Origin of the sequence: Brachybacterium rhamnosum (genome assembly GCF_039526185.1) — a bacterium.
GTDB lineage: Bacteria > Actinomycetota > Actinomycetes > Actinomycetales > Dermabacteraceae > Brachybacterium > Brachybacterium rhamnosum.
Map to the genome: position 1 here is coordinate 747,973 of NZ_BAAAIS010000002.1, position 14,964 is coordinate 762,936.

Genomic DNA, 14,964 nt, shown 5'->3' on the forward strand with positions numbered 1-14,964 from the left:
GCTCGCCGTGGGCGGGGTCGCGGTGAGCGGTGGGGTCGCCGTGCTGCTGCCGGTCGCCGCCGTCACCGGCGGGCTCGACCTCATCCCCGGCCCGGTGCTCCTGCCAGGCCCTCCGCTCCTCGCGGCCCTCGCGTGGCTCGTGCTGCTCTCCGGGATCGGCGGCTACCTGGGCTTCCTCAAGTGCCTGCGCCCGGCGAGGGCTCGCGCACTGCGTACGCGGATCCCTCGCCGAGGCGCCCCGCGGTCACGCCTGCGGCGCGGCGGCCTCGACGTTCAGCTGGAACAGCACCCCGTTGCGGTCCTTGACCTGGCCGTAGTGCGCGCCCCAGGGCGCCTGCTCCAGCGGCATGACGACCTCGCCCCCCGCCGCGACGATGCTCTCCGCGAGGGCCGACGCCTCCTCCGTCGTGTCCGGAGAGATGAGGAAGGAGTAGGTCTCCGACGGGAGCGCGGGAGGGGTCTCCGACATGATCGCGTCACCGCCGGCGACGGTGAGCAGACCGCCCGTTAGCGTGCCGTGGGCGAGCGCGCCCTGGGGCGGGGCGAAGCCGAACGCCGCCTCGGGATCGGGGAAGTCGTCGTAGCTCATGACGTCCAGCTCGCCGCCGAAGAGCTCCTGCCACTGGGCGAGGACCTCGGCTCCGTTCCCGGGGAAGTTGACGTAGGGGGAGTTCGTGGACATGAGGGACCTCCTGGCGTCGGGGCGGCCGGTCGCCGCCTGATCGCCCACAGCGTGGCACGCCCTGCCGACGATCGGAACGGCGACGAGGAGATCCCCGCGGCCCCGCTCCTCCCGCCGTCGGCCCCACCTTTCCCGCCGTCGGACCGCGGTGGGATCCTGGGCGCATGAGCACCCCGGATCCGCAGGACCAGCTCGTCGTCGCCGATGTCGCCGCCTTCCGCGCCTGGCTCGACCAGCACGAGAGCACGCACGACGGCACGTGGGTGGTGCTCGCGAAGAAGGGCACCACCGAGCCCACGTCGCTCGGCTACCAGGAGGCGCTCGAGGAGGCGCTGTGCAGCGGATGGATCGACGGGCAGAAGCGCAGCCGTGACGCCGCGACCTTCCTGCAGCGCTTCACGCCCCGCCGGACCCGATCGATCTGGTCCGCGCGGAACGTGGGCATCATCGCCCGCCTCGAGGAGGAGGGGCGCATGCGTGAGCGCGGCCGCGACGAGGTGGAGCGCGCCCGGGCCGACGGACGCTGGGACGCCGCCTACGCCGGCGCCGCGACCGCCGAGGTCCCCGCCGAGCTCAACGCCGCCCTGGCCAGCGACCCCGCCGCGCGCGCCGCGTTCGAGGCGCTGCGGGGGAGCGCCCGCTACAGCGCACTGCACCCCGTGCTCTCCGCCCGGACCGCGGCCGCCCGGGAGCGGGCGGCCACGCGGGCCCTCGAGCGCCTGCGCGCCGAGTCGGCCGGGGCCGACGGAGCCGGCGAGGGCTGAGCGGGAGGTCAGCCCTGCGACGCCGTCCGGTCCGCGACCGCGCCGGCCCTGGCGGCTGTCCGATTGCGCGCTGGGGTTCCCGTGATGGAACCCCGGCGCGCAGACGCACACGGCCTGCGGCGTGAGACTCAGCTCTGCTGCTGGTCCCCGCCCACGACGAGCGCCCACAGCACGCCGAAGCGGTCCGTGACCTGGCCGTAGTGGTCACCCCACGGTGCGAGCTCGAAGGGCATGGCGATCTTGCCGCCGGCCGTCGTGATCTTCTCGATCAGCGCCTTCGCGTCCTCGACGGTGTTCGGCCCGATGAGGAAGGAGTAGACGTCCGAGGGAAGCGGCGGCAGCTCCTCGCCGGGAGGAGCGATCCCGTCACCGCCCGCGAGGGTCACGAGCCCGCCGTGCAGCTGCGCGTGCGCGACCGCGCCGGGCGGCGGGGTGAACGGGAACCCGGAGAGATCGGGGAAGTCGTCGTACTGCATGAGCTCGAGCTCCCCGCCGAACAGCTCGCGGTAGTGCTCGAAGGCCTCGCCAGCATTGCCGGGGAACGTGATGTAGGGGCTGAACTGCGGTGCTGCCATGATCGGTCTCCCTCGACTCGATGGACGGCGGGCCTGCCGCCCGCGCACAGTCTGGCACGCGGCGGCGAGGCCGACGAGGGCTGTGGTGCGATGCAGCGCCGCCGGATCGGCCGGGCGCCGGGCCGGATGCCCGCCGCGTCGCCGAGGGTGCGCGGGACGGCATGCCGCATCAGAAAGGGCACTCATCATGTACATGATGAGTGCCTTTTTCGGCACAGGGACCCTGCCTCGCGAGGCCCGCGGCGGGTGGCCCCGGCGTCCGTCCGGGCGTTGAACCCTACGGTTCCCTACGGTCGTCGGACCCGTCGGACGTGCCGGATCGCCAGGGATGACAAAGCGGCGGGCCCGTCAGATCGACGGGCCCGCCGGGCGGCCCGGCGCATGAGGGCGCCGGGCCTGTCGGATCACTCGGCGTCGGCCTCGGTGGAGCTGGTGGGGCGCTGACCGAGCTCGGAGTCGAGGCGGAGCAGGCCGGAGCCGTCCTCGCCGATGAGCTTCACGCGGCCCACGATCTCGGAGACGGTCGCCTCCTCCTCGATCTGCTCGTCGACGAACCAGTTCAGGAGGGGACGGGAGTCGTAGTCGCCCTCCTTGTCCGCCGCGCGGTACAGGTCGCGGATCGCCTCGGAGACCTTCTCCTCGTGGGCGAGGGCCGCCTCGAAGATCTCGAGCACGGAGAGGCCGGCCTTCACGCCGGGCGCCTCGATCGTGCCGATCGCCGCGTGGTTGCCGCGGTCCGAGACGTGCTGGATGAACTTGTTGGCGTGGACGATCTCCTCGTCCGCCTGGTGGCGCAGCCACGCGGCGATTCCGGTGAGGTCCTGCTCGTCCGCCTCGATGGCGAGCTGGCGGTAGGTGATCGACGCCGCGAACTCGAGGGTGATCTGGTCCTGGAACTTCTTCTCAAGGGAATCGCTGAGCTTCATGCTCCTGAGACTAGCGGCGCCCGCTGGGACTGTCAGCCCCCGCGAAACAACGCCTCATCTGGGGCGACGGGGGCCGGACGGTCGATCGGTCGCGGGCGCGGCCCGGCGTCCTCGTCCCCGCGGCAGGTGCTCAGCCCTCGCCGTGGCGCCAGGCGAGGGCGACGAGCGCGGCGAGGACCTCCTCGTCGACGTCCGCGAGGCCGTTGACGTACACGCAGCCCGCACCGAGGCGATGCTTTCCCAGCCGCGCCAGGACCTCCTCCGCGCCGGGCACCCCCTGCAGGCCGTACAGGGAGATCGACGCCTTGCGGGGGCTGAACCCCACCCGCGGCCAGGTGTCCCCGCCGGGTGTGGGGGAGGGGTCCTCGCCGTAGCCGACGATGCTCGGCCCCCAGATCACGGCCTCCGCCCCGGTCGCCTCGCCGAAGAGCGCGAGCAGCCGGGCGCCCTCCTCGCGGCGGCGCGCCGTGGGCAGTCCCGCGCAGTACGCGGCGGGGTCGACGTCGGTGGGCTGGGTCTTCGCGGCCATGGCGACAGCGTAGGGGTGGGATCCCGGCCCGGAGGCCGATCCTGGGAGGGTGATCCGAGGCTCCCGATCGTCGGGCGGGTCAGCGCAGGTGCTCGGGCACCGGCCCCAGGCTCGCCCCCTCGATGACGTCGCCGACCACGAGCGCATGCCGCGCCGTGCGCTCGGACCCCGACGTCTCCGTGAGAGCGGCGGGCGGGCCCTCGGGATCCTCCTGCGCACGGATCAGCAGCTCCTCCATCCGCTCGACGGCGCGGCGGGCGACCTCCCGGACCGGGAGCCGCACGGTCGCCAGGCCGATGAGGTCGAGCCCGTCGGCCACGCCGTCGAAGCCCACGACGGAGACGTCCTCGGGGACGCGGGTGCCGCGCGCGCGGGCAGCCCGCAGCAGGTCCAGGGCCACGTAGTCCACGGGGCACACGATCGCGGAGAGCCGATCGGCGGCGGCCGCGTCCAGCGCCCGCGTGACGCCGGCCTCCACGGGCAGCAGATCCACCGCCTCGACGTGGACGCCCAGCTCACGGCAGCGGTCGACGAGGCTGCGCATGCGCAGGTCGAACACGCGGGAGTAGAGCAGCGGGGCGGTGAGCGCGGCGATCCGGCGGTGCCCGGCCGCCGCGAGGCGCTCCGCGACGAGGCGCCCGTGGGTGCGCTCGTCGTAGCTCACCGACTCGATGAGCGGATGCGTGTTGGGGCGGCCCACGATCATCATCGGCACCGCGGTGAGGGTCTCGACGAGGTCCTCCGCGGCGGTGACGCCGGTGCCCACGAACACCCCGGCGACGCGCTGCCCGAGCAGGCGCCGCAGGCCGTCGACCTCCGCGGTGCCGTAGTCGTGGCGGAACGCCGTGACGGAGATGAGGGTGCGCCCGGCGGCCTCGACGGCCTGGTTCACCTCGGAGTGGAGATGGCCGTAGGCGGGGTTCGTGGCGTCGCGGATGAGCAGTCCCAGCTGCCGGCCGTGGCGCTGGGCGAGGCCGCTCGCGACGAGGTTGTGGACGTAGCCGAGGCGCTTCGCGGCCTCGTGCACCTTGATCAGCGCATCGGGGGAGACCCGCTCGCCCTGGTTCTGGAACACGCGGGAGACGGTGGAGCGGGAGACCCCGGCGGCGCGGGCGACGTCCAGCATCGTCGGCGGACGGTTCATGGCGGCCTTCCGGTCGGGAGGGACAGGATCCCGGCAGGCGCGGGGAACTGCGCTGTCCTCGCCGGAGCCCTGGTCGTCGGTGCAGGGTAGCGCAGGATCCGGCTCCCTCCGGGGGAGGTGGGTGACGCCCCGGTGAAGCCTCGGTGCGGCGGTCCCGCGGGCTCCCGGGCGGGGGACGAACAGTCGTCGAGCGCGGGGTGAACAGTGGGTGACGCGCGGGTGGAGCGAGCCTCCGGAGCGGCCCCCGGGGAGCTTTCCTGAACGCTGTGGGAGCGCTCCCACCAGCAGGGACAGGCCCTGTTCACCCGAGGTTCACCCGGGGGCGTCCGTGCTGGCAGGAGCACTGGGAGCGCTCCTACGGTGTCCGAGCGGCCACCACGGGAGCACCACCACCAGAAGCTCCGGAGCGGGTCGCCATCGGTCGCCGCAGCGCGACCCCGAACCCGGCGGGACACCACCCCCGCGATCACCCTCCACCAGGGAGACCCATGACCATGGATGTCGGTGCCCGCCCCGCGGGCGAGACCACGACGCCGCCCCGCGGGACCGCCGCGCCCGCCGTCGATCCCGTCGCCCCCGGCGACGCCCGCATCGCGCCCGAGCCGCTCCCGCAGGGCGCCACGGACGCCGAGCGGCTCGCCGCCCTCCGTGAGCGCGCCGCGACCCGCCGCCGCTCCCCGCAGCGGCGCCGCCGCACCCGCCGCGCCGCGATCCTCTTCCTCGCGCTCATCGCCCCCAACCTGCTGGCGATCCTCGTCTTCTCCTACTACCCGGCGATCTACAACATCGGCCTCAGCTTCTTCGACTGGGACTTCGTGGAGCCGGTGCCGGAGTTCGTGGGCACGGAGAACTACACGAGCCTGTTCACGGACCCCGAGTTCGGGCAGGTCCTCCTGAACACCCTCGTGTTCAGCGCGGTCAGCGTGATCGGCTCGATCGCCGGCGGCCTGCTGCTGGGCAGCCTGCTCGCCACCAAGGTCCCCTTCACGGGCTTCGCGCAGACCATGGCCTTCGCGCCGCACATGCTCCCCGGCGCCGCCGTCGGCATCCTGTGGCTGTTCATGTTCGACCCGAACTACGGCCTCTCCCGCTGGCTGTTCTCCCTGTTCGGGCTCACCTCGCCGGACTGGACGACCACCTCGGACTGGTCGCTGTGGGCGATCACGATCGCCTACACCTGGCAGCGCCTCGGCTTCGTGACCGTCATCTGCTACACCGCGATCCTCGACCTGCCCGGCGACGTCTACGAGGCCGCCGCTCTGGACGGCGCCTCCGGCTGGTCCCTGTTCCGGCACATGACGCTGCCGCTGCTGCGGCCCATCACATTCTTCCTCTCCATCACGGGGATCATCTCCGCCGCGCAGACCTTCGACATCATCTCGATCATGACCGGCGGCGGCCCCGGCACCTCCTCCTCGACGCTGAGCTGGATGGTCTACGAGGAGGCCTTCAAGAACTTCGACATCGGCCGGGCGAGCGCCGCCGCGACCGTGCTGCTCGTGATCCTCCTGGTCATCACCTGGGTCCAGGTCCGCTACAGCCAGAAGCAGGGGGCCGACGCATGAGCGCCACCGTCCCGGGCCGCGCCGCGACCCTCACCGCCGACCGCACGCCGCAGCCGTCGGCCCCCGGCCGCAGCGGCCGCCGACCCCGCGGCCCGCGCCGCGCCCTGTGGAAGACGATCCTGCTCACCGCGGGCGTGCTCGCCACGATCGCCGTGTTCCTCGTGCCGCTGTACTGGCTGTTCTCCTCCGCTTTCAAGCCGCGCCAGGACATCTACTCGTGGCCGCTGCGCTGGTTCCCCAGCGAGCTCACCCTCGACAACGTCGTGGAGGCGTGGACCTCCGCGCCGTTCGACCGGTTCTTCATGAACTCGATCATCACCACGGGCGTGGGCACCGTGCTCGAGGTGACCCTCGCGATCCTGTGCGCCTACGCCTTCGTGTTCGTCGAGTTCCGCTTCAAGAACATCCTGTTCGGCCTGATCATCGCCTCGCTCATGCTGCCCGGCCACGTGACGCTCATCGTCAACTACATCACCGTCGCGAACCTCGGCTGGCTGAACACCTACCAGGGCATGATCCTGCCCGGCATCGCGAGCGCCTTCGCCATGTTCCTGCTGTACCAGTCCATGCGCGGGATCGACCGCGACATCCTGCAGGCCGCGGAGATCGACGGCGCCGGCCACCTGCGCCGCATGGTCACGATCGTCATCCCGCTCTCCGCGCCGATGATCCTCACCTGCACGCTGATCGTGATGGTCGGCAAGTGGAACGAGTACGTGTGGCCGCTCATCGTCACGAGCACCACCGACATGCGCACCCTTCCCATCGGACTGCTGTTCCTGCGCAGCCAGGAGGGCTACTCGAACTGGGGCGCCATCATGGCCGGCGCCCTCTTCGTCTCCCTGCCGATGCTCGTCCTCTTCTTCCTGGCCCAGAAGCGCATCATCGGCGGGCTCACCGCCGGCGCGCTCAAGTGACACCCCACCACCCCACCCCCTCGCAAGGAGCCACCATGTCCCGCTCGTCCCACGGCCTCTCCCTCCCCGGCCTGTCCCGCCGCAGCATGCTCGCCGCCCTCGGGCTCGGCGCCGGCGCCGCCGGTCTCGCCGCCTGCGGCGCCCCCGCCGGGTCCGACGCGGCCGACGCCAGCAACCCCGTGCGCGACGGCTTCGCCCAGGCCGACCTCAAGGTCCCCGCCGAGTACGAGGGCCGCACCGCGGTGCTCTTCTGGGCGCCCTGGACCGGTGGCCCCTTCGACGCCCTCGGCAAGCTCATCAAGGAGTTCAACGACTCCCAGGAGGACGTGGTCGTCGTCGCCGAGTCGGTGGGCGGCTACGCGGAGCTCAACCAGAAGTTCACCGCGGCCCTCCAGGCCCGCGCCGTGCCGGACATCGTCTGCTTCCCCGAGATGCAGTGGCTCCAGTTCCACTCCTCGGGCGCGCTCGCCCCGCTCGACGACTACTTCGACGACGAGTGGAACCTCGACGTCTACCTGCAGAACTACGTCGCCGAGGGCAAGGCCGCCGGCCAGACCTACGTGGTGCCCTTCGCCCGCTCGACGCCGCTGTTCTACTTCAACAAGACCCGCTACATCGAGGCCGGCCTCCCCGAGGAGGGCCCCTCGACCTGGCAGGACCTCGCCGAGTTCGCCCCCGAGCTCGCGAAGATCAAGGTCGACGGCCGCCCGCTCGCCGCGCTCGCCTTCACGGCCGACGACGCCTGGCACGGCCAGGCCGACATCTGGGGCTTCGGCGGCGCGAACTCGGACAAGGACTTCCAGGTCACGATCGACCAGGACCCGGGCCTCGAGTGGCTCGAGTGGCAGCGGAAGTTCATCCACGAGGACAAGTTCGGCTACCTCGCGCAGGCCGCGGGCACCGACTTCACCTCCGGGATCTCCGCCGGCATGCGCGGCTCCACGGCCAGCCTGACCGGCACCACCGACGCCACCGAGGGCGTCTTCGAGGTGGGCACGGCCTTCATGCTCTCGAGCGAGGGCCAGGAGAAGGCGGTCCCGACGGGCGGCTCCGGACTCTCCGTGGTGCGCGCGGACTCCAAGGACCGCCAGGACGCGGCCGCCGCGTTCTTCCGCTTCCTCGCGGGGCCCGAGCAGTCCGCCGCGTGGCACGCGGCGACCGGCTACGTGCCGATCGTGCAGGCCGCGGCGGAGACCTCCACCGTGAAGGACCTCGTCAAGGAGAACCCGAACTACGGGGTCGCCCTCGCCCAGCTCGAGAACGCCCGCACCGCGGACTACACGAACTGGAACCAGGGCGCGGTCACGCAGATCTCCGCCGCGCAGGCGAAGGTCTACGGCGACAACACCCCCGCGAAGGACGCCCTCGGCGCCGTCGCCCCGAAGCTGCAGGAGATCCTCGACGACAACCGCGAGGACTACGAGGCCGTGAAGTTCGAGGGCTGGAAGTGAGCGCCCCCGCCCCCGTGCGCCGCGGGACCCCGCGCTCGGCGATGCCCGCACGGCCGGCCGTCGTCGGCCATCGCGGGGCGGCGGAGCTGGACCCGGAGAACACGGTCCGCTCCTTCCGGCGCGGTGTCGCGGAGGGCTCGGCGCTTCTCGAGTGCGACGTGCACCTGAGCGCCGACGGGCACGACGTGATCATCCACGACGCGACCCTGGACCGCACCGCGCAGGCGGACTCCCCGCTGCGCACCGGCGCGGTCGCCGAGCTCACGCGCGCCCAGCTCGACCGGGTGCTCGTGGGGGCGGGGGAGCACGTCCCCGATCTCGTCTCCGTGCTGGACGCCGCCCGGCGCGAGGACGGCACCCCGGTGCCGCTGCTCGTCGAGGTCAAGGCCCCGGCCGCCGCCTCGCTCGTCGCGCGGATCCTCCGGGAGAGGTTCGGTGCGGAGGCCTTCGCCGACGCCGCGACCGCGCCCGCCTGGATCATCTCCTTCCATGCCGAGGCGCTCGCGACCGCGCGCGCCGAGGCCCCGGAGATCCCGCGCCTGCTCACCACGACCGTGACCTCCCCGGAGTTCCTCGCGGCCGCGGAGGAGCTCGAGGTCGCCCAGATCGGGGTGCGCATCGCGGAGGCCCGCGCGGCGGACGTCGCCTGGTGCCTCGAGCACGGCGTGCAGCTGAACCTGTGGACGGCCCGCGTGGACGTCGAGCTCGAGCGGGCGCTCGAGCTGGGCTGCGACACGATCACGGTGGACGACCCCACCTGGGCGCTCGAGCGGATCGAGGCCCTGACCGGCCCCGCCGCCTGACCCGTCCTTCCCTCCGGGGCCGACGGTCGCCCATCATGGTGGGCGACCGTCGGCCCCTCGCCGAACCCCCATTCCACTCCGACAGGAGCACCATGACCGCCCCCGCCACCGTTCCGCTCGTCGTCGGCCATCGCGGCGCCGCCGCCCACGCCCCGGAGAACACGCTCGCCGCGTTCCGTCGCGCGCTCGAGGACGGCGCGCAGACCCTCGAGTGCGACGTGCACCTGAGCCGTGACGGGCACGTGGTCGTCATGCACGACGAGAGCATCGACCGCACCGCCGCCGCGGACTCCCCGCTGCGCACCGGCGCGATCGCCGACCTCACCCGCGAACAGCTCGACACGGTCCTGCTCGAGGGTGGGGAGAAGGTGCCGAGCCTCGAGGAGCTGCTGGCCCTCACCACCGTGCCCGTGTTCATCGAGGTCAAAGCAGCTCCGGCCGCCGCCGCGGTCGCCGAGCAGCTCCTGGCCCTTCCGGCGGGGTCCCCGGCCGCCGCCTCGACCGTCATCAGCTTCCACCCCGAGGCGCTCGCCGAGATCCGGCGCAGCGTGCCCCAGGTCCCCGTCTCCTATCTCGTCGGCGCGATCGACGAGGAGGCGCTGCGCGTGGCCGGTGAGCTGGGAGCGGCCGGGATCGGCCCCGCGGTGGACGGCCTGTCCCTCGCGGCGACCCGTGCGGCCCACGAGGCGGGGCTGCGGGTGAACCCGTGGACGATCAACACCCCCGCGCAGCTCGCCGTCGCCCGCGCCTGCGAGGTCGACACGATCACCACCGACGACCCGGCCTGGGTGCGCGCGCAGCTCGCTCGCTGAGCGAGGATCGCCCCGCCCGCGCGGTATCAGACGGCGCGGCCCGCGGACTCGGGCTCGGGTGGCAGCAGCGAGGCGATGACCTCCTGCGGGCCGGTGGGGGAGACGTCGCCGATCGCGAGCGCGGCGTCGGCGGGGATGAGGAGCCGGTGCCCGCCGCCGCGTGGGAGAGGTTCGCGCGGCGACGGCTCACCCCCGACGAGGTCGTCCTGCTGGCGGCGGAGGGGGAGGGCTTCACCTGGTGGGACCCTCTGCTGCTCGTCACGCATCGTCGGGTGGTCGACGCGCGCGACTGGCCGTTCATCGGTTGGCGCACAGTGCGCGAGGTGCCGGCGCAGTCGGTGATCGGCGCGGAGCTCTGGGGCAGAGCGTTGTGGTGGGGTTCCGTGATCATCCGTCTGCGGGACGGCGGGAGGATCCGGGTGAGGTCGAAGCGGGGCGGCGTCAGCCGAGGTCTCGTGGACGGCCTGAACCGCCTGATCGCCGGGGGCCGATGAGGGACGTCAAGTCTCATTGACTTTTCCTGTCAGGAACCCTTGGCGCCCATGTCAAGGGAGCTGTACCTTCGAGGTGTCAAGCACACCAGACATCAACGAAGGACGTGAGCACGATGACCGCCTCGACCCCCACCGCCCGCCGTCGGGCCAACCGCACCTTCCTCGTCCGCCTCCTCGCCGGGGTCGCGGTGTACCTCGCCGCTCTCATCCTCCCCGGCGTGCTCGCTGGCGTCAGCGTGCCGCTGTGGCTCCCCGCGCTGCTCGTCCTGCCGGGCGTGGGGCTCATGGCCTGGGCGAACATCGACATGTACCGCTCCGGGGACGAGTACCAGCGCCGCCGCGTCGCCGAGGCGGTCATGCTCGCCTTCCTCCTCGCCACCCCGCTGATCCTCGCCGTCGGCGTCCTGCAGTTCTTGGGTCTGCCCGCCCTGAACTGGATCCTCGCCTTCTCCCTGCTCATGCTCGGCTGGATCGTCGGCACCGTCGTCGTCGCGATCCGTCACCGCTGAGGGGCCCGTCATGGACAACGACATCAAGGCCCGCCGCACCGACCGCCGCTGGTCCCAGGCCGAGCTCGCCGAGGCCCTCGGGGTCTCCCGGCAGACGGTCATCGCGATCGAGAAGGGACGCTACGACCCCTCCCTCCCGCTCGCCTTCCGCATCTCCACCGTGCTCGGTGCGCCGATCGAGCAGATCTTCACCCCCGGCCCCGGGGGCGAGCAGGGCTGAGCCCCGACCCTCGCGGGTCTGCTCGCTCACAGTTCACGCGCCCGGGAATCCCCATCCCGGGCGCGGCGTTGCACGGGCACATGAAGGCGATCACCTACAGCAGCTACGGCGACCCCGACGTCCTGACCCTCTCCGAGCTCCCGGACCCGAAGGTGGGCCCCGGCGAGGTGCGCATCGCGGTGCGGGCCGCGAGCGTGAACCCCGTGGACTGGAAGATCATGGGCGGCCACCTCGACCAGCTCATGACCGTCACCTTCCCTGCGATCCCCGGCTGGGACGTGGCCGGCGTGGTCGAGGAGGTCGGCCTGGATGTCCCTGAGTTCCAGGTGGGCGACGAGGTCATGGCCTACGGTCGACGCGACTGGGTGCAGGCCGGGTCCTTCGCCGAGAAGATGACCCTCCCCGTGCGCACCCTCGCCCGCAAGCCCGCCGGCCTCGACTTCGAGCAGGCCGCCTCCCTCCCGCTCGCCGGGCTCACCGCGTACCAGACCCTCACCCGCCTCGGCGTGTCCGAGGGCAGCACCGTGCTCATCCACGGCGCGAACGGCGGCGTCGGCTCCTTCGCCGTGCAGATCGCCGCAGGCCTCGGAGCGCGCGTCATCGGCACCGCCTCCGAGCGCAACCACGACCGCGTGCGCGACCTGGGCGCCGAGCCCGTGACCTACGGCGACGGCCTCGCCGAGCGGGTCCGGGCCCTCGCCCCCGAGGGAGTCGACGTGGTCATCGACTACGTGGGCGGCGTGCTCCAGGAGACCCTCGCCGTGCTCGCCGAGGGCGGCCGTCACGGCTCCGTCGCCGACCCCGCCGTGACCGACGAGGGCGGCGAGTACTTCTGGGTGCGGCCCGACGCCGCGGACCTCGAGCACCTCGCCTCCCTCGTCGACGCCGGCACCCTGCGCGTCGACGTCGCCCGCCGCTTCCCCCTCGAGCAGGCGGCTGACGCCTTCCGCGCCAGCATCGAGGGCCATACGGCGGGGAAGATCGCGCTGAGCATCGGCGGCTGAGGTCCCGGCGCTCGGCGGCGCGTAGCCTGCTGGCATGGACACCGCACGGCCCCTGCTCACCGCCCGCCGCGGGGACCTGACGGAGCAGGCGGACGTCGACGCGATCGTCAACGCCGCGAACTCCACCCTGCTGGGCGGCGGCGGGGTCGACGGCGCGATCCACCGCGCCGCCGGCCCGGGCCTGCTCGCCGAGTGCCGCACCCTGGGTGGCTGCACGACCGGCGACGCGAAGCTGACCGGCGGCCACGACCTGCCCGTGCCCCACGTCGTCCACACCGTCGGCCCGATCTGGGCGGCCGGAGGGCACGAGGAGGTGCGCGCCCGGAAGGACGCCGAGCTCGCGTCCTGCTATCGCCGCGTGCTCGAGGTCGCGCACGAGCACGGCCTCACGCGGCTCGCCTTCCCGTCGATCTCCACGGGCGCGTACCGCTTCCCCCTGGATCGCGCCGCGCGGATCGCCGCCCGCACGCTCCGCCAGGAGGCCGCGCGGATCGGCGGGTTCGCGGAGCTGCGGATCGTGCTCGTCGACGACGCGACCCTCGCCGTCTACGAGCGAGCGCTCGCCGAGCACGGCGCGGGGGAGGTCTGACGGACCCTCCCGACGGGGGCGGGTCGCGCGGGTCCATGGCGCGGCCCGCTACGGTCGGGGGCATGAGCGACGCCCACGCCCCCGACGCCCCGAGCGCGCCCCGTACCCGACGCCACGACCCGGAGCGCCGCGACCGCATCATCGACGCGTGCCTCGACACGATCGCCGAGCACGGTGTCGCGGGGACCTCCCACCGGCGGGTCGCCGCCGCGGCCGACGTGCCGCTGGGCTCGATGACCTACCACTTCACCGGGATGGACGAGCTGCTGCGCGAGGCGTTCACCCGCTTCGCCGACCAGGCCGCGGAGCGGGTCGAGCGCCGTACCGCGGACGCCACGACCCTCGAGGAGGCGCTCGCCGGCTTCGAGGCGAACATCGACGAGGACGTCTTCGACACCGACCGCAGCCTCGTCATCACCCTCGAGCTGTACACGCTCGCCGCGCGCCGCCCCGAGTTCCGGGAGATCACGAGCCGGTGGATGTCCCGCACCCGCGCCTGCCTCGCGCCGCACGTGGACCCCGAGACCGCCTCGCTGCTGGACGCGATGAACGAGGGGCTCACGATCCACCGCGCCCTGCATCTCGAGGAGCCGCTCCCGCACCTCGCCCGGGAGGGCGTCGCCCGCCTCAGCCGGCGGCGCTGAGCTCCCGCTCGCGCTCCGGGTGGGCGGCGCGGCGCGGGGGTAGCACGCCCGCGAGGAGCACGACGAGCAGGCCCGCGAGCGGCACGACGAGCAGGCCCGTGCGCAGCCCCGCGGAGTCCGCGACGAGGCCCACGAGCGGCGGGGAGGCGAGGAAGCCGAGCCGCATGAGCCACGAGACGACCGTGAGGCCCGTGCCGGGGCGCAGCCCGGGGAGGTCGTCCGCCTGCTGCATCGCGGCGGGCACGAGGCTCGCGCTGCCCAGCCCCGCGAGGGCGAAGCCCGCGATCGTGCCGGGCACGGTGGGCACCGCGAGGGCCGTGCCCATGCCGAGGGCGATGATCGCGCCGCCGCCCCGGGCGACGGCCCGCTGGCCCAGGCGGTCCACGAGGCCGTCCGCGAGGAGCCGTCCCACGAACTGGGCGCCCACGAGGGCGATGTAGCCGATCGCGGCGATCGAGGAGGCCGCCCCGAGGTCCCGCGAGAGGTAGAGCGTCGCCCAGGAGTTGCCGGAGTCCTCGACGAGGGTGCCGCCGATCGCGATGAGCACGAGCGCGGCGAGCATGAGGGGGAGCCGGCCGCGGGTGCGGCCGCCCGTGGAGGCGTCCGGTCCGACGGCGACGTCGCCCGCGGCGGGGTCGGGGAGGTGGTCCTCCTCGTCGTGGCCGGGCAGCGCGAAGCGCAGCGCCACGAGGGCGACGATCGCGAAGAGGATCCCGGAGCCCAGCAGGTGCCAGCGCAGGGGGATGCCCAGGGCGATCGCGGCGGCGGCCATGCTCCCGCCGATCACCGCGCCCACGGACCACACGGCGTGGAAGGAGTTGATGATCGTGCGGCCGTAGCGCTTCTGGACGCGCAGGCCGTGGGCGTTCTGGGCGACGTCGGTGATCGCGTCGCAGCCGCCCGCGACGAGCAGGGCGAGGCCCAGCAGGGCGGCGCTCGGCGCCCACGCGGCGAGCAGCAGCCCGAGTGCGGTGAGCGCGGTGCCGAGCACGGCGAGCCGTGCGGAGCCCAGGCGGCGGATCAGCCCGGCGGCGGCGAGCCCGGCGAGGATCGCGCCCGCGGGGAAGGCGGCGAGGGCGAGGCCGTAGGTCGAGTTCGCGAGGCCCAGGGCGGCCTTGATCTCGGGGTAGCGGGGGAGGAGGTTCGCGAGCAGGGCGCCGTTGGTGAGGAAGAGCGCGGCGACGGCGACGCGGGCGCGGCGCAGCGGCGCGGCGGGCGCCCGCGGCGGCGAGGGCGGCGAGGGCGGCGAGGCGGGGGAGGAGACGAACATGCGTACGATCGTACACAAGCGGAATGGAGTGTGCACGGGGTGTCGGAGGTCCGTCGGTCGCATGGC

The 14,964-nt window shown here is 73.3% G+C and carries 18 protein-coding genes; 12 read left to right on the forward strand and 6 right to left on the reverse strand.

Annotation, left to right across the window (positions count from 1 at the left end; all coding sequences use genetic code 11):
- Window positions 1-244 precede the first annotated feature (244 nt).
- Window positions 245-682, reverse strand: a complete 438-nt coding sequence (locus tag ABD080_RS05320; protein WP_343903905.1) for a VOC family protein — start codon at window positions 680-682, stop codon at window positions 245-247.
- A gap of 164 nt (window positions 683-846) precedes the next feature.
- Here ABD080_RS05320 and ABD080_RS05325 point away from each other — a divergent pair, with 164 nt between their 5' ends.
- A complete protein-coding gene (locus ABD080_RS05325) occupies window positions 847-1,446 on the forward strand; it encodes a YdeI/OmpD-associated family protein (protein ID WP_137769477.1) in 600 nt (199 codons plus the stop codon).
- Window positions 1,447-1,574: 128 nt separating this feature from the next.
- Here ABD080_RS05325 and ABD080_RS05330 read toward each other — a convergent pair whose 3' ends face one another.
- The 4 genes from ABD080_RS05330 to ABD080_RS05345 form a co-directional block, all read right to left on the reverse strand.
- Window positions 1,575-2,021, reverse strand: a complete 447-nt coding sequence (locus ABD080_RS05330) for a VOC family protein (protein WP_137769478.1) — start codon at window positions 2,019-2,021, stop codon at window positions 1,575-1,577.
- Between the two features lie 404 nt (window positions 2,022-2,425).
- Window positions 2,426-2,947 (reverse strand): ferritin, encoded by a 522-nt coding sequence (locus ABD080_RS05335; RefSeq protein ID WP_137769479.1) that lies wholly within the window; start codon window positions 2,945-2,947, stop codon window positions 2,426-2,428.
- Between the two features lie 130 nt (window positions 2,948-3,077).
- A complete protein-coding gene (locus tag ABD080_RS05340) occupies window positions 3,078-3,476 on the reverse strand; it encodes a DUF1801 domain-containing protein (RefSeq protein WP_137769480.1) in 399 nt (132 codons plus the stop codon).
- Window positions 3,477-3,555: 79 nt separating this feature from the next.
- Window positions 3,556-4,620 (reverse strand): LacI family DNA-binding transcriptional regulator, encoded by a 1,065-nt coding sequence (locus ABD080_RS05345; RefSeq protein WP_343903906.1) that lies wholly within the window; start codon window positions 4,618-4,620, stop codon window positions 3,556-3,558.
- A gap of 488 nt (window positions 4,621-5,108) precedes the next feature.
- Here ABD080_RS05345 and ABD080_RS05350 point away from each other — a divergent pair, with 488 nt between their 5' ends.
- The 11 genes from ABD080_RS05350 to ABD080_RS05400 all read left to right on the forward strand — a co-directional run bounded on the left by ABD080_RS05350 (window position 5,109) and on the right by ABD080_RS05400 (window position 13,628).
- Window positions 5,109-6,185: a carbohydrate ABC transporter permease gene (locus tag ABD080_RS05350; RefSeq protein WP_343903907.1), complete on the forward strand. Its 1,077-nt coding sequence runs from the start codon at window positions 5,109-5,111 to the stop codon at window positions 6,183-6,185.
- The gene (locus tag ABD080_RS05355; RefSeq protein ID WP_137769482.1) at window positions 6,182-7,102 is read left to right on the forward strand and encodes a carbohydrate ABC transporter permease; all 921 of its coding nucleotides are present in this window, start codon (window positions 6,182-6,184) and stop codon (window positions 7,100-7,102) included. The genes ABD080_RS05350 and ABD080_RS05355 overlap by 4 nt, the downstream gene beginning before the upstream one ends.
- 35 nt (window positions 7,103-7,137) lie before the next feature.
- A complete protein-coding gene (locus tag ABD080_RS05360; protein WP_343903908.1) occupies window positions 7,138-8,553 on the forward strand; it encodes an extracellular solute-binding protein in 1,416 nt (471 codons plus the stop codon).
- The gene (locus ABD080_RS05365) at window positions 8,550-9,356 is read left to right on the forward strand and encodes a glycerophosphodiester phosphodiesterase (RefSeq protein ID WP_343903909.1); all 807 of its coding nucleotides are present in this window, start codon (window positions 8,550-8,552) and stop codon (window positions 9,354-9,356) included. The genes ABD080_RS05360 and ABD080_RS05365 overlap by 4 nt, the downstream gene beginning before the upstream one ends.
- 92 nt (window positions 9,357-9,448) lie before the next feature.
- Window positions 9,449-10,168, forward strand: coding sequence for a glycerophosphodiester phosphodiesterase (locus ABD080_RS05370; protein WP_137769484.1), 720 nt, complete (start codon window positions 9,449-9,451; stop codon window positions 10,166-10,168).
- Between the two features lie 146 nt (window positions 10,169-10,314).
- On the forward strand, window positions 10,315-10,662 hold the full coding sequence (locus ABD080_RS05375) for a hypothetical protein (RefSeq protein ID WP_137769485.1): 348 nt from the start codon (window positions 10,315-10,317) through the stop codon (window positions 10,660-10,662).
- A gap of 113 nt (window positions 10,663-10,775) precedes the next feature.
- Window positions 10,776-11,171 (forward strand): hypothetical protein, encoded by a 396-nt coding sequence (locus ABD080_RS05380; RefSeq protein WP_343903910.1) that lies wholly within the window; start codon window positions 10,776-10,778, stop codon window positions 11,169-11,171.
- A 10-nt stretch (window positions 11,172-11,181) separates the two neighbouring features.
- A complete protein-coding gene (locus tag ABD080_RS05385) occupies window positions 11,182-11,391 on the forward strand; it encodes a helix-turn-helix transcriptional regulator (protein WP_137769487.1) in 210 nt (69 codons plus the stop codon).
- Window positions 11,392-11,471: 80 nt separating this feature from the next.
- Window positions 11,472-12,395: an NADP-dependent oxidoreductase gene (locus ABD080_RS05390; protein WP_137769488.1), complete on the forward strand. Its 924-nt coding sequence runs from the start codon at window positions 11,472-11,474 to the stop codon at window positions 12,393-12,395.
- 34 nt (window positions 12,396-12,429) lie between these two features.
- Complete coding sequence (locus tag ABD080_RS05395) at window positions 12,430-12,984, forward strand: macro domain-containing protein (RefSeq protein ID WP_343903911.1); 555 nt, start codon at window positions 12,430-12,432, stop codon at window positions 12,982-12,984.
- A 62-nt stretch (window positions 12,985-13,046) separates the two neighbouring features.
- Complete coding sequence (locus ABD080_RS05400; RefSeq protein ID WP_137769490.1) at window positions 13,047-13,628, forward strand: TetR/AcrR family transcriptional regulator; 582 nt, start codon at window positions 13,047-13,049, stop codon at window positions 13,626-13,628.
- Here ABD080_RS05400 and ABD080_RS05405 read toward each other — a convergent pair.
- Window positions 13,612-14,898, reverse strand: a complete 1,287-nt coding sequence (locus ABD080_RS05405) for an MFS transporter (protein WP_137769491.1) — start codon at window positions 14,896-14,898, stop codon at window positions 13,612-13,614. The two genes, ABD080_RS05400 and ABD080_RS05405, sit on opposite strands and share 17 nt — an antisense overlap.
- Between the last annotated feature and the right edge of the window lie 66 nt (window positions 14,899-14,964).